Annotated in this window: 10 protein-coding genes, 1 tRNA gene and 1 pseudogene; 1 reads left to right on the top strand and 11 read right to left on the bottom strand. The window is 42.3% G+C overall.

Features of this window, described 5'->3' with window-relative positions:
* Positions 1–66 precede the first annotated feature (66 nt).
* The 4 genes and pseudogenes from ACJV2T_RS04950 to ACJV2T_RS04935 form a co-directional block, all read right to left on the bottom strand.
* Positions 67–1,305: pseudogene (locus tag ACJV2T_RS04950) on the bottom strand (Na+/H+ antiporter NhaA); the annotation flags it as partial.
* Between the two features lie 179 nt (positions 1,306–1,484).
* A tRNA-Arg gene (locus ACJV2T_RS04945) sits at positions 1,485–1,558 on the bottom strand.
* 153 nt (positions 1,559–1,711) lie between these two features.
* Positions 1,712–2,386, bottom strand: coding sequence for an ATP-dependent Clp protease proteolytic subunit (locus tag ACJV2T_RS04940; protein ID WP_415686782.1), 675 nt, complete (start codon positions 2,384–2,386; stop codon positions 1,712–1,714).
* Between the two features lie 2 nt (positions 2,387–2,388).
* The gene (locus ACJV2T_RS04935; protein ID WP_415689832.1) at positions 2,389–3,000 is read right to left on the bottom strand and encodes an ATP-dependent Clp protease proteolytic subunit; all 612 of its coding nucleotides are present in this window, start codon (positions 2,998–3,000) and stop codon (positions 2,389–2,391) included.
* A 213-nt stretch (positions 3,001–3,213) separates the two neighbouring features.
* Here ACJV2T_RS04935 and ACJV2T_RS04930 point away from each other — a divergent pair, with 213 nt between their 5' ends.
* Positions 3,214–4,038 carry a hypothetical protein gene (locus ACJV2T_RS04930; RefSeq protein ID WP_419399327.1) on the top strand — a complete coding sequence of 275 codons (825 nt, stop codon included), beginning with the start codon at positions 3,214–3,216 and terminating at the stop codon, positions 4,036–4,038.
* Positions 4,039–4,171: 133 nt separating this feature from the next.
* On the opposite strand, the gene ACJV2T_RS04925 is transcribed toward ACJV2T_RS04930, so the two are convergent.
* From ACJV2T_RS04925 to ACJV2T_RS04895, 7 genes are all read right to left on the bottom strand, one after another.
* Positions 4,172–5,569, bottom strand: a complete 1,398-nt coding sequence (locus ACJV2T_RS04925) for a chloride channel protein (RefSeq protein ID WP_419399326.1) — start codon at positions 5,567–5,569, stop codon at positions 4,172–4,174.
* 150 nt (positions 5,570–5,719) lie between these two features.
* The gene (gene tig / locus ACJV2T_RS04920) at positions 5,720–7,069 is read right to left on the bottom strand and encodes a trigger factor (RefSeq protein WP_012914242.1); all 1,350 of its coding nucleotides are present in this window, start codon (positions 7,067–7,069) and stop codon (positions 5,720–5,722) included.
* 53 nt (positions 7,070–7,122) lie between these two features.
* Positions 7,123–8,553: an HRDC domain-containing protein gene (locus ACJV2T_RS04915; RefSeq protein WP_415682913.1), complete on the bottom strand. Its 1,431-nt coding sequence runs from the start codon at positions 8,551–8,553 to the stop codon at positions 7,123–7,125.
* Between the two features lie 192 nt (positions 8,554–8,745).
* On the bottom strand, positions 8,746–9,117 hold the full coding sequence (locus ACJV2T_RS04910) for a hypothetical protein (RefSeq protein WP_419399325.1): 372 nt from the start codon (positions 9,115–9,117) through the stop codon (positions 8,746–8,748).
* 135 nt (positions 9,118–9,252) lie between these two features.
* Entirely contained in the window at positions 9,253–10,134 is an 882-nt protein-coding gene (gene pflA / locus ACJV2T_RS04905; RefSeq protein ID WP_415682911.1) for a pyruvate formate-lyase-activating protein, read from the bottom strand.
* A gap of 110 nt (positions 10,135–10,244) precedes the next feature.
* The gene (gene pflB / locus ACJV2T_RS04900) at positions 10,245–12,620 is read right to left on the bottom strand and encodes a formate C-acetyltransferase (protein ID WP_419399324.1); all 2,376 of its coding nucleotides are present in this window, start codon (positions 12,618–12,620) and stop codon (positions 10,245–10,247) included.
* Positions 12,621–12,737: 117 nt separating this feature from the next.
* Positions 12,738–14,450 carry an NAD+ synthase gene (locus ACJV2T_RS04895; protein WP_419399323.1) on the bottom strand — a complete coding sequence of 571 codons (1,713 nt, stop codon included), beginning with the start codon at positions 14,448–14,450 and terminating at the stop codon, positions 12,738–12,740.
* Positions 14,451–14,627 lie beyond the last annotated feature (177 nt).

The raw sequence follows: 14,627 nt of genomic DNA, 5'->3' as shown, positions 1-14,627 counted from the left end.
TCCTAGAAATTTACTTTCAAATATTTTGAAAATAATAATTAAAAACTAGTCTTCAACTTCATCTAATTCTTCTTCCATATGCTTTGCTTGCATGGAAAGTAAGAAGCCAGAAACTCCTGCAGCAACAATAGAAGCAACAAGAACGCCAAAACGTGCTTCAGCAGACAAATCTGCATCAGAATACGCAAGCGAAGCAATAAGAAGGGAAACAGTGAAACCAATTCCACATGCACATGCTGTTGGTATTAAATCTGCTACGCGAAGACCATCAGGAACTTTCAAACCTAGAACACGCTTTGATATCCAAGCAGTTACCATAATTCCAACAGGTTTACCAATAACAAGAGCAATAGTGATAGCGATCAAAATTGGCGAGAAGAACAGCTCCCAAGTCAATGTTTCAAAATGCACTCCTGTAGCGAAAAGAGCGAAAATTGGAAGAGCCAATAGTGCAGAAACAGGCTGAATTTTTTCGCGATAGCGTTCAGCACGAAGCGTTTTTTCGCCATGAACTAAATGCGCTGGAGTTAGCAAACCAACCATCACTCCAGCTAAAGTTGGATGCACGCCAGCTTCATACATCATAACCCAAGCCATAATTCCTACTATTGCAACCAACGGCCATGGAACGCGCTTCAAACGCACTAAAGTAGTCCAAACTAAACCGCAAGCAATTACTCCAGCAAACCAATACCATGCGTTAAGAGATGAGAAGAACACAGCAATAAGTGCTATTCCAAGCAAATCGTCTACTGTAGCAAGAGTCATAAGAAATGCGCGCAAAGCGTGTGGCAAAGTTTTTGCAAATAAAGCAAGAACAGCAAGAGAGAAAGCTATATCTGTTGCCGTAGGTATTGCCCACCCGTCACGAACCATATCAAGTGAAGGTAAAGCGCCAGAAGTAAGACGCATAATCTCCTGTCCAGCATGCAATTCAGAAAATACAGTTACTGTAGCAACAAACAGCAAAGGAGGCACAACCATTCCACCAACAGCGCAAATCATTGGCATTGCAGCTGCTCGAGGGTCAGAAAGCGAGCCAGCAATAAGTTCGTGTTTTAAATCTAAGCCAACTGACAGGAAGAAAATAGTTAGCACGCCGTCTTGCACCCAGTGACCAATTGACATATGTATATTCGTCCACGGAATTCCTACATGAGTATGCGAGACAGCTTCAAATATTGGCGCTGTTAAAGGAATGTTTGCAAGCAATAAGCCGCTAAGAGCGAAACCAAGCATAATTAAACCAGAAATTCTCTCATTATTTGCAATATTGCAAGCTATTCTCCAACTGCGTCGTATCATATTGTAAATATTTCCTCCACTAAATGCATTTATAGCGTTTATACGTTTATATAACGTTTATAACGTTTTATAGTGCAAAATATGTGATTCGCACTTTCAAGTATAACTGAGAGGCATAAACCGAGCGAGTTGCATACGAATAAAAAAAAACGCGGAGCAAAAGCTTCGCGTTTTGTTTGTGCGCCAGACAGGATTCGAACCTGCAACCTTCTGATCCGTAGTCAGATGCTCTAATCCGTTGGGCTACTGGCGCATGTTTCCAGCCTCAAGAACCATGTCCTTGTTTCCGGCAACTTGACTAATATACAACCATCTGCACTAAAACACAAACCCCGGCGTGTCGACCGGGGTTTGTTGTTAAGAAATGCAAGAATCGATAAATTCTCACTACTTTGTAAAGATTGAATTATGCTCTGCGCTCAAGCACTTCGTCAACCATTCCATAAGCTTTAGCTTCTGGAGCAGTCAAAATAGTATCCACTTCAATATCTTTACGGATGCGCTCAATATCTTGACCAGTATGCTTTGCAAGAGTTGATTCTAACCAAGAACGCAAACGCAACATTTCCTTAGCTTGAAGCTCAATTTCAGTAGCTTTACCAAAATCTTGACCCATTGCAGGCTGATGAATAAGCACACGCGCATTCGGCAAAATCATTCGCTTACCAGCAGCTCCAGCAGCAAGAATAATAGCAGCAGCAGAAGCAGCTTGACCTAAGCAAACAGTTTGAACATCTGGATTAATGTATTGCATTGTGTCATAAATCGCAGTCATAGCAGTCATCGAACCACCAGGTGAATTAATGTACATCATCACATCGCGATCAGAATCCATGCTTTCTAAAACAAGCAACTGAGCCATAATGTCGTCAGCAGAAGTGTCATCTACTTGCACACCCATGAAAATAATGCGATCTTCAAACAGCTTAGTGTAAGGATCTTGCGTTTTCATGCCGTATGGAGTTTGCTCGCCAAATTGAGGCAACACGTAACGATTAGCAATGCGCTGAGCAGAAGTAACACCGCCAAAACCAGCTAAACGCTCGGCACGCGCAACAAACTTTGCTTCTTCACTTGCCATAATTACTCCTCACCGCGCATAGAAGCAGGAGTGGTCACAATTTTATCTACGAAACCATACTCCAAAGCTTGCTGAGCTGTAAACCAGTGATCGTATTCGTTATCTCGGTAAATTTCCTCTACCGTATGACCAGTCTGCTTTGCAGTCAATTCAGAAAGCGTTTTTTTCATATCCATAATAAGCTCTGCGTTAATTCGCACATCCGTAGCAGTGCCACCGACACCGCCAGAAGGTTGATGCATAAGCACACGAGCATGCGAGGTAATATAACGCTTACCAGGAGTGCCAGAACTAAGCAAGAACTGACCCATAGATGCTGCCATGCCGACAGCAATAGTCGCAACATCCGGCTCAATTAATTGCATAGTATCGTAAATTGCCATACCAGCAGTAATTGAACCTCCAGGCGAATTAATATACAGCCAAATATCCTTCTTAGGATCTTCAGCAGCAAGCATTAACATTTGTGCGCAAATAACATTAGCATTCTCGTCTTTTACTTCAGATCCCAACCAAATAATGCGATCTTTTAGCAACCGATTAAAAATAGGATCGGTTAATGTAGGCGCTTCAGCCTGTTCCATCACAGGAGAAGCTGTAAAAAGTTCAGTCACTATATCTCCTTGTTATCACGTAATTATTTCTACACTACATTGTGCGCATGACCGCATAGAAAATATTGCGAATATTATTTGAATTGAATATTTTCACCAAATTTCTAAAATTTTATCCACATCGACACATGTAATTTTTACTTATTATCTCATGTTAGTATGCATTATTTAGTATATTTTTATTGGATCATCAATTCATTATAAGGAGTAATTATGGATCCTAACCAATTGTCAGACAACAACTACCCTCCTGCTCCGATGCCAAATAACGAGTATCCAAATAATGGTTACCAAAATAATACATACCCAAATAATGTAAATCCAAACAATGGGTACCAAAACAATGGTTATGAAAACAATGGATACCAAAATAATGGATATCAAAACAATGGATATCAAAACAACGGGTACCAAAACAATGGTTATGAAAACAATGGATACCAAAACAACGGGTACCAAAACAATAATTACCCTAATAATGTAAATCCAAACAATGGTTATCAACCAAACGTATATCAAAATAATCAACAACCAGTAAACAACTACCCAGCAAACGCTTATCCAAATCCAACAAACAAAATCGCTCATAAGTCAAAATTCATTTGGCTTATTTCTGTCATAGTTGTAGCAGTAGTTGCAGTAGGCGGATACGTAATTTTGACTAATCTTAAACCGAATTACAATTGCTCTGCACCAAAAAGCGCAAATATTGAAGAATACGTACACTGCCATCCAGCGGAAATTGAAAAAGTAACTAGTGCATTAGCCAATAACGGCTCACCATTCAACGTAACGTTTGACGCTAAAGGCGATCAGCTCAATATAAACGCAAAGTCAAAAAGACACCTATCTGATTGGGAAATTTCAACATTAAGGAATGGAATACAATCGTACGGCGATAGCTTATCGAGCATGATGTCACAATCAGCAAAGGATGATGTGAAAGAAAAAGTTATTGCACCAGTACGAGTGCATTTAATCTTCTCAAACGATGATGGAACTTTTATAACAGATAAAGAATTTAGTTATAATAATTAATTAAAAAATAACTAAAATAGTCAACATAACTAAAAAATATTTACTGATAATAAATGCGTCTTTGCTAATACTGAACTAGCATAGGCGCATTTATTTTGCACATATTGTATTTTCCATACTAAAAATTCAAACATTATTTGCGCATAAAAATTTTTGGTATTATCGCTATGCTTCTAGATACAGCACAAGAAACAGCCATCGGAATAATCATAATCATAGGCACATTCACTAATTGCGCTACCAAAAAAAGCGCAAACCACAATGACTTTCGGCTTGCAGTTAATAGACTTGCAGCGCCAAAAATAGCAGCTATTATCAATAATTTTGGCTGACTTGATAACATGCTACCAACAAGCGGAATGTTCATACTTATAAAACCTATAATCAGTCCTACGCAAGCTCCAGACGACATACTCGGCTGAAGCACACCGCCACTTGCGCCAGCTCGAAGAGTGCAACTTGTTAAAATTATTTTTGCAACAAATAGTAGAAGCAAAGTTATCAAAGAGTTTTTGTCAATTGCAATACTTGTTTTTGCAATATTATATGCGTATTGTGCTAAAGCTCTACCATTGCCCATAATGGCTGGATTCCACGATGCAACTAATCCTGTTACTAAGCCCATTAGCGGCAAAAAATATAAGATTTGATAATTGTGAGCACACTTAGAGCGAGCCCAATGAATCATCTTATGGAAAAGAGTGCCAACAATACCGCAAGCAATGCCAACTATAATTGCAAGTAGCAACACACTCGTATTGACAATATGGATGTCATCAAGACGTGGCAAACAATAGTAAGGTTCATCACCAAGCACAAAAATAGTAGTTAATGATGCAATTTCACTTATAAATAACGCAATAGTAAAAATACCAAATTTTTGTATAAGCCAATACCATTTCAAACGCTTTAAAGAAGATTTCGAGTCATGAGAAAAACATGGAATTGCAACCAAACCTAGCGCCATAATCGCACCCGCTATTGGAGCGCGATAAACTCCAGCTAAACCAGCACCAGCAGCACTTGCAACTAAAACGCGAGCTTGAAATTCACTAACTCGAATAAAGCGGAGTAACTTCTGAGTAAGCATTGCAGCCAATTCTCGAGGCGCAACTTCCCTACCTAAACTTGCGCCAGAAGCAACTATAAAAATTTGTAAACATACATGTATAATCGTCGTATGCCATGGCATCGATTGACCACGAACAGCATGAGCTATATCGACAATACGATTAGAAGATTTTGTCCATAACCACATCCAAATAATTGCAGCAACAGACATCACAATTAATACAACAGCAACGTAGTGCAATATTGGCAATCCAACTGGCGAAGGTTTAAGAGCAGATTCTGAAAATCCGAACATTACGTTTTGCACAGCATGTAGTAACAGAGTTAATAATATTGCACCAAACCCAGCCATAACTGCAACAAAAAAAGCAATAAGGCTTAATCGTAAACATGTAAAAACGTAGCTCAAACACTTACTAGGTTTTTTACTGCCTACTATTTGCAAATTGCGTTTTTCCATTAGCAGCAGCCTTCCTTATGTTATTTGTTTTTAATTTTATTTGTTTTTCACTTTCTTTAAAGTATAACAACAACACAAAAACCCAGAGCAAAAAGCCCTGGGTTTTTAGCAAATATGAAAAAGTATAAACTTTTTCTTGTTTGAAAAATACTACTTAGAAAGTTCGTCAGCAACTTCTGCAGCAGCAGAAGCAGCCTTCACGCTTTCGTCTTCGTCATCATCCTCAGACAAGAATGCACTCAAGTCAAGAGCTTCTCCACCGGAAACGAACTTTACAGCACGCATACCAGCAAGCAAGCCCTTAGAGCGAGCAACTTCCTGCACAGCAGAACCAAGCTGACCGTTGTTAACGATTGCGTTAATGAACTGGTTTGGATCCATGCCGTACTGCTGAGCAACAGAAACCAAGAAGTTGGTGACGTCAGCCTGGGAAACAGTCACGTCCATCTGTTCAGCCAAAGCGTCGAGAACCATCTGGTCGCGAAGTTCCTTCTCAGCAGCCTGCTGAGCTTCGTCCTTCTGCTTCTTGGTAGCTTTTTCAGGATCAGGGGTCATGCCCTTCAAATGCTCTGAAACAGCCTTATCCAAAACGCCCTTTGGTACAGGAATTTCAACTTCTTCTTGAAGCTTAACAAGGAATGCGTCACGAGCATTAGTTGCCTGACGACCTTCAGCAGCCTGCTCGCAAGCCTTGCGAATATCTGCCTTCAAATCCTTCAAAGTATCAAACTCGGAAGCTTCCTGAGCAAAATCATCATCAAGCTCTGGCAATTCCTGAGTCTTTACGGAATTAACCTTAACCTTGATCTGAGCCTTCTCGCCCTTGTGCTTGCCGGACTCGAGAGTACCTTCAAAGGTGGTTTCTTCACCGGCAGAAAGGCTATCCAAAGCCTCATCCAAACCGTCAAGCAACACACCGGAACCGATTTCGTAGCTTACGCCCTCTTGTGCATCAACTACTTCGTCATCGATACGAGCTTCCAAATCAATGTTAGTGTAATCACCCTTAGCTGCAGGACGGTCAACACCAACCAAAGTAGCAAAACGCTGACGGAGGCTTTCCAAGCGCTCCTTAACATCCTTGTCGGAAACCTTTGGCTTCTCAACTTCAATCTCAACGCCCTTGAACTTGTTCAACTTGAAATCTGGACGACGCTCAACTGTTGCTACAAACTTAAGACTTGCATCTGCATCAGTCGACGTTGGAACTTCCTGAACGTCAAATTCTGGCTGATCCATTGGGCGAATCTTCTTTTCTTCCAAAGCCTTGGAATAAAGCTCTGGTACAGCGGAATTTACGGCTTCGCCGGCAACAGCTGCGAAACCGACGCGCTGATCTACAATCTTGCCTGGCACATGTCCCTTACGGAAACCTGGCACGTTAATTTGCTTAGCAATCTCCTTACGAGCTTCTTCCAAGAATGGTTTGAAGTCTTCGAGATCTGCGGTAATGGTGAGCTTAACTTTAGTTGGCTCAAGATTCCTGACGCTGATTTTCACGCTTGCGCTCCTGAAATTACGTTTTTTCTAGCTTCTGCCGTATGGCACAACCGTTACATGATAGCGCGAGTTACGGACTCAGCTACCAATCGGGTTTGCCATTCGCGAGCACCATGCTCACTTAGGAATGTTTTAACATCAATATCTTGCGCATCATCATGCCAGCAAAGATTACGAATAATCTGTGGTTTGATAATAATTTCTGCAGGAGTATGAGTGTATTCAGAAATTTGATTTAACTCAGCTTTTACTCTTTGTAAACGCTCGTAACGCTTAGGATGATGTTCTCGCCAATATTTCATAGATCTAGGAGCGCTTTGGGAATCTTGCATATCCTGTAAATACTGCGAATCTGATGAATCATGGCAATCTTGACAATCGTTAGAACCTTGCGACTCGTCAGTATCTGTTGACTTAAGTACGCTAGTTTTACGAGATTCGCGCGAATTAAGTTGAATAGCTCCATTCGGCAGTACTGGGTGCACATCATCCATAGCTGTTTCACCAGATTTAGCGCGCAAAATAGCATTCTCTATAACGTTTTTCCAAATAGATGGTCTAATTTTGCGCTGAATTGGAGCGTAACGCTCGAACATTTTGTCTTGCTCACTGCCAGTGTGAATTCGCACTCGTTCATTCAAAGAACGAATAGCACGAAACGCACGCGCATTACTAGGTTTACGCTTACCAGCTTCAATAATTGCAGCGTCAGAAAGTAGCAGAGTTGGCGCAATATCGTATTCACGCGCTAAAGCATCTCGCTTTTGCCACAATGCTTTAGCAATAACTAGACCAACACGATCGTGCATAAGCACACTTATATGCGATATTTTAAGCCATGGACGTGGATGCGGAGCTTTCTTTTGTGCACCCTTATTAAGTAAGTGTTTAAATTCTTCTTCCGCCCAGGAAAGCTTACCTTGCTTTTTTAGCTCGCTACGCATTACTTCTTCTAGCTCAATTAGTAATTCAACGTCTAAAGCCGCGTAATTTCGCCAATCCCTAGGAAGTGGGCGGTAAGACCAGTCCGCTGCAGAATGTTCTTTTGCGAGCGTCAAACCCAAATAATATTCAGTTACAGAGCTTAAACCGAAGCGCTTTCTACCAAGTAATTTAGCAGCTATCTCGGTATCAAATAAAGCACGCGGGCGCAAACCAATATCGAAAAATCCTGGCAAATCTTGCATCGAATCGTGAATAATCCAAGGCGCATCCCCTACTGCCTTGTTAAATTCGTTCCAATCAGCTCCAAGCTTTGTAAGTTCTATTGGATCTAATAATCCAATTCCTGCACCTTTTCGTTTAAACTGAATCAACCAATCTTCATGACTGTAACGAAAACCGGAAGCTCGCTCGGCATCTGCAGCCAAAGGACCGGAACCTGCTGCCAACAAGCTGCAATAATCTTTATATGCTTCAAGCGTATCAATGACTTCTGGAACTCCTTCTCTAGGCTCTTTTAAAAGCTTTGGTTCCTCGTTCAAGTACGCCTCCCAACTGCACGCTTTAGCCAAATTCTTACGCTTTTTGCAAAATATTCTGTACTTTTTGCAAAATATCCGTAAAAAAATATTTAAGCCGTGTTATAGATTATGCATCTTTAACACGGCTTCAACTTTCGCACACAACTACGACTATTCAAAAATAAGTAATCAATTAAATAATCAATTAAATAATCAATCTGTTTTATTGTTTGCTATTTCGCCATTTATGTGATTAACAAGTTTAGTTTTAAGGAATCTTGTAAGAGTAAATGCGACTGCCGAAACTAAAACTGTTGGAATAACGTAGAGAGCATGTAAACCTAAATCTCTTATTGGGAAAGTGGCAAGTTCTGTAGCAATAGTTATAGCAATAGATATTATCGGCATTTCAATAAGAGGTTTTTCATCGAAAGCTGCAATGATATTTATCGGCAACAAAATTATCGGCAAAACAATTAAAATAATAATCGCTGTACCAAAGCCAAACTGATCGTTACACCTTGCAAAAATAGCTAACGCTAATGCAAAAGCTAATGCAACCCAACAACCTATTCTGCGCTTCATTGCGTATCCTTTCTCTAAAAAAGAGTATTTGCATAATTATACAAAATCCTTCAAAAAAAAAACAATACGATACGCAAAGATTACCTAAATTACAGTTACATTTTTGACGCAGTCTAAACGCAATCTAAACGCAATCTAGTACACAACAAAACCGTGGTCTTTAAACTGGTTTACAACTCGCTCTTTTAGTGCTCTAGAAGGCCCTTTTTGATTCTCAAGAGGGTACGGAATCCTAAGCTCATGCCACTTTGGGCGGCCTAGTTGATGGAATCCAAGCACGTCAATATGCTCAACAGCGTCGCCAAACGAATCGCAAATCTCAGCAACTTTTTCAACATTTTCTTCGCTGGAAGTCAAATCTGGAACAAGCACAAAACGCACCCAAATCTTCTTACCAGCCTTCGCCAAGCGCTGACCAAAGTCAATAGTTGGCTGAAGCAAGCCGCCAGTTACTTTTTTATACGTTTCTTCAATACCAGATTTAACATCTAGCAAGCAAAGATCAATATCGTCAATCATTTCGTCTGTATAATTGCGATTCAAAAAGCCAGAAGTGTCCAAGCAAGTATGCACGCCCATTTCTTTTGCAGCACGAAAAACTCTAGATACAAAAGCTGGTTGCATCATGGATTCGCCACCAGAAAATGTGATTCCGCCGCCTGTTGCCTTAAAAAGACTTTGATAACGGTCAACTTTTTTAATCATTGCATCTAAGTAGACTGGCTTGCCGTCGCGCATTTTCCAAGTATCAGGATTTTGGCAGTACTGGCAGCGAAGCGGGCAACCGCTCATAAACACCGTCATACGAGTTCCAGGACCGTCAACAGAAGTGTTAATATCCCACGAATGCACAAATCCAATATCGCCAGTTTTAAGAGCCACCAAGCGATCTTTTCTGTCCAGCCCAATTGGCGACTCAAATCCAGAAAGACCACCCATTAAAGTTTGGCGAGCATACTCTTTTGACTCCTTCAACATATGCTGAGTTGTGGTACGAAACGCTGTGTTTTCAGCCATCTAACTGCCCTCCAAACTATTTATAAATAAATAATAAATAATATACGCAATTAACAAAAGCCGGGAGCGAAACTAGCCTCGCTCCCGGCGGTGTTTAGCAATCTACCAAATCAGTCAGTAACTGAACCCTGGTGGAATGTACGAGAAATAACGTCGAGCTGCTGCTCCTTAGTGAGCTTTACAAAGTTCACTGCGTAGCCGGAAACTCGAACCGTCAAATGCGGATACTTTTCTGGGTGCTCAACAGCATCTTCAAGCTGTTCCTTACGCAACACGTTGATGTTTGCGTGGTACAAGCCGTGACCGTTGCCAGCATCCAAAATGCCAACCAAGTTGCTAATGCGCTCGTCTTCGTCACGACCCAAACCGTCAGGAGTAATAGTGTTCGTAAGCGAAATGCCGTCGAGAGCATCGTCGTAATCAATCTTTCCAACGGAGAACATCGAAGGAAGCATGCCGTGCGAATCCATGCCGTTTTCTGGGTTTGCGCCTGGAGCGTACGGAGTACCCTTCTTGTGACCGGATGGGAAGGAACCAGTGTTCTTGCCATACTCAACGTTAGAAGTAATAGTCAAGATGGACTGAGTTGGAACAGCGTTACGGTACACAGGCAAACGCTTTACCTGACCCATAACAGTGCTTACAACCCACTTAGCTAAATCGTCTGCACGATCGTCGTCGTTACCGTAAACTGGGAATTCGCCAACAGTCTTGTAGCCAACGATTAAGTCGTCGTCGCCGCCCTCGATGTACTCGTACTCGTGACCTTCAGTGGTCTTAGCATCCTTGTTGTAGATTGGGTAAACCTTTGCATACTTCAAAGCAGCCAAGGAATCTGCAGCAATAGACAAGCCGGACATGCCGCAACCAAGCGTACGGTAGACTTCCCTATCATGCAAAGCCATTTCAATGGACTCGTAAGCGTACTTATCGTGCATGTAGTGGATGATATTCAAAGCCTCAATATAAGTCTCGGAAAGCCATTCCAAAGCCTTCTCGTAGTTAGCCTTAACCTTCTCGTAGTCGAGAGTGCCGTCAGCTTCTGGCTTGATTGGGTCAATAACACCCTTATCGATAACCTGCATGCCGGTCATCTCGTCGCGACCGCCGTTAATAGCGTAAAGCAAAGCCTTTGCAGAGTTCACGCGAGCAGCAAAGAACTGCATTTGCTTACCGACGCGCATTGGAGAAACGCAGCAAGCAATAGCAGCATCGTCACCCCAGTGCTCACGAATGTCTTTATCGGACTCGTACTGGATTGCAGAAGTGTCGATAGAAATTCGTGCGCAGAAACGCTTATAAGCTTCTGGAAGCTTTGGATCCCAGAAAATAGTGATGTTTGGCTCAGGACCAGGTCCCAAATGCTCAAGAGTTAAAGTGTTGAGCAAACGGAACGAAGTCTTGGTTACGAAAGTGCGACCATCCTCGCTGAAGCCTGCATCGGACCAAGTTGCCCAGTAAGGATCACCAGAGAAGATTGCGTCGTAATCCTTAGTGCGCAAGAAGCGCACAATACGAAGCTTCATAACAAGAGCGTCAATAATTTCCTGAGCGTCGGTTTCGTTAATTAAACCGGCCTTCAAATCGCGCTCAAAGTAGCAATCGAAGAATGCGGAAACGCGACCGAAGCTCATTGCAGCGCCATCCTGGCTCTTAACAGAAGCAAGATAGCCCATGTAAGTCCACTGAACAGCTTCCTTAGCGGTCTTAGCTGGACGAGTCAAATCCAAACCGTACTCGTTACCCAAGTTAATAAGCTGCTTCAAAGCCTTAATCTGCTCGTCATGCTCTTCGCGGAAGCGAATCCAATGCTCAATTTCAGTCTCGGTAAAATCGTTACGGTATGGAATCGAATCCTTATCGCGCTTCTTAAACTCAATAAGCATGTTCACGCCGTAAAGAGCAACACGACGATAATCGCCAATAATACGACCGCGGCCGTAAGCATCTGGCAAACCGGTCAAAATCTTGTTGTGGCGAGCAATCTTAATATTCTTGGTGTAAACGCCAAACACGCCATCGTTATGAGTCTTGCGGTAAACGGTGAAGATCTTCTTGATTTGAGGATCTACTTCCTTGCCAGCTTCTTTAATAGCTTGCTCAACCATGCGCCAACCGCCGTTTGGCATCATAGCGCGCTTGCAAGGCTCATCAGTTTGCAAACCGACGATTACGTTATCTACTTCTGGGCTTTCAATGTAGCCTGCTGGCATTGCGTCGATGCCTGCTGGGATATGAGTTTCAACATCATAAACACGACGTTCACGTTCAACAGCCAAGTAGTTGTCGTCGAGATACTTCCACATGTGCTTCGTTTTTTCAGTGGCATTTGCCAAGAAGCTTTCGTCACCTTCATATGGCGTATAGTTCTTTAATATAAAGTCGCGTACGTCAATGTCTTTCTTCCAATTGCCGTCAGTAAAACCATTCCACGCTTCGGTACGAAGATCCTCTTCACTGAGAACTGGCGCATCAACTGATGTCATGTTTAGACTCCTTTTGTACCCGCAACGCATCTTCACGCTGCCTTAATAACAATGTTAAAGCATAGGTAAACGCATACACGAGCAGTTTTGCAAAAAATCTAGTGAAATATATCACATTTATTCACGAAAAGCTGTGGTAACAGGCATTCTGCGATCCCTGCCAAAAGCAATAGCACTTACTTTTGGCCCAAGCGGATACTGCCTGCGCTTCCATTCTGCGCGATCAACTAAACGCATAACCGTGTCAACAGTATGCTCGTCAAAACCATCTGCAAGCAAATCCGCTCTACCATGAGCAAGCTCAATATGAGCCTCTAAAACGCGATCAAGCAAATCGTACTCAGGCAAAGAATCAGAATCCTTTTGCCCTGGACGCAACTCTGCACTCGGAGGCTTAATAATAGAATTAACAGGAATAAGCACACCATCTTGCGGAGCTTTAGCTTTCGTAGCTTCTGTTTGCTCAGAATCTTCATATCCAACAATTGGCAGCATACCAATGCCTACTCCAGCATTTGCAGCGCGATTCCTCCAACGAGAAAGTGCCCAAACGCGCGTCTTAAACAAATCCTTAATAGGAGCATACCCTCCTACCGCATCGCCATAGATAGTAGAATATCCGCAAGCAAGCTCCGATTTATTACCAGTTGCGAGCGCCAAAACACCGCGCGAATTTGAATATGCCATTACGATTACGCCACGAACGCGAGCTTGCAAGTTTTCTGCAGCAACACCTTCTAATGAAAGTTGCGATTGGAAAGCTTTAAAAAGCGGTTCAATTGGTTGCACATCGTAATGAGCGCCAATTCGCTCTGCTAAATCGCGCGCATCGTCTTTAGAACCGTCCGAAGAGTACATGCTTGGCATAGAAATGCCATACACATTTTCTCCACCGCACGCATCAGCAGCCATAGTAGCTACTAAAGCAGAATCAATTCCTCCCGAAAGCCCTAAGCACACACCCTTAAAACCATTCTTACGCATGTAATCTCTAAGACCTACAACACACGCACAATACACTTCTTCGTCTGCGTCAAGTTTTGGAGCAATGCTTGAAACTTTCTGCTTTTTAAGCGAGTTATCAAAATCAACAAACGACAAATCTTCATCAAACATTGCCGAGCGTTCAAGCAAAGTTCCGTCAGAATCAACAACAAAACTTCCACCGTCAAAAACCAAATCATCTTGACCGCCAACCTGGTTCACATATACGACTGGCGCATTGACTTCAACAGCGCGCTTTTGAGCCAAACTCAAGCGCACATGAGTTTTACCTTCCTCATATGGAGAACCGTTCATAGTTATTAGCGCATCGATACCAAGTTTTGCCAAACGCGCAACAGGACCGCCGTCTTGCCAAATATCTTCGCAAATAGCAAAGCCTAGACGCATCCCATCTACTTCCAGCAGCTCACACTTATTGCCAGAAGAGAAAATACGAAACTCGTCAAAAACACCATAATTTGGCAAGAAATGCTTGTCGTATTGCAACACAGATTTACCTTCATGCAACACGAGAAGCCTGTTTCGAGGCTTTCCAGCAGACTCGTCAAAGCCAACAGTTCCAACTACTACGTAAAGCTCTCCCAAGCCTTCTTCCGAAAGTTTTGACGCAAGCAAGTCTGCAGCTTTTTGTGCAGCTGTGCGGAAAGTTGCACGCAAGGCGAGGTCTTCAATAGGATACCCAGTCAAAGTCATCTCAGGAAATACAACCATGCGAGCACCCGACTGCTTTGCGCGCGCAGCATACTTCAAAACTTTTTCAACGTTGCTATCAATATTCCCAACGCAGGTATCTATCTGCGCTAACGCCAATCGCAAAAAACTCATATTTTATAGTTTATATTACTATTTGTTTAATGTGGCGCGAGTTTTTGGGAATTTCTTTCCTCGCACGTCCCGTCCTTCAGTCGCTTTGGCTGTTAAAGACTCTCATGCATACTTTGTTCTCTACGAACGTTGCTCCATCAGTCCTCTTTTAGTGCTCGTAAAGAAATCCCCCAAACT

It is taken from the genome of Gardnerella phocaeensis, assembly GCF_048545075.1.
GTDB classification, from domain to species: domain Bacteria; phylum Actinomycetota; class Actinomycetes; order Actinomycetales; family Bifidobacteriaceae; genus Bifidobacterium; species Bifidobacterium vaginale_J.
This window is presented reverse-complemented; position numbering and strand designations above follow the sequence as displayed.

Excerpts from the sequence above, each read along its gene's own strand:
- ACJV2T_RS04940 (WP_415686782.1), bottom strand. The coding sequence starts at position 2,386 with ATGGCAAGTGAAGAAGCAAAGTTTGTTGCGCGTGCCGAGCGTTTAGCT.
- ACJV2T_RS04895 (WP_419399323.1), bottom strand. The coding sequence starts at position 14,450 with ATGAGTTTTTTGCGATTGGCGTTAGCGCAGATAGATACCTGCGTTGGG.
- pflA (WP_415682911.1), bottom strand. The coding sequence starts at position 10,134 with ATGGCTGAAAACACAGCGTTTCGTACCACAACTCAGCATATGTTGAAG.
- pflB (WP_419399324.1), bottom strand. The coding sequence starts at position 12,620 with ATGACATCAGTTGATGCGCCAGTTCTCAGTGAAGAGGATCTTCGTACC.
- ACJV2T_RS04930 (WP_419399327.1), top strand. The coding sequence starts at position 3,214 with ATGGATCCTAACCAATTGTCAGACAACAACTACCCTCCTGCTCCGATG.
- ACJV2T_RS04910 (WP_419399325.1), bottom strand. The coding sequence starts at position 9,117 with ATGAAGCGCAGAATAGGTTGTTGGGTTGCATTAGCTTTTGCATTAGCG.
- ACJV2T_RS04925 (WP_419399326.1), bottom strand. The coding sequence starts at position 5,569 with ATGGAAAAACGCAATTTGCAAATAGTAGGCAGTAAAAAACCTAGTAAG.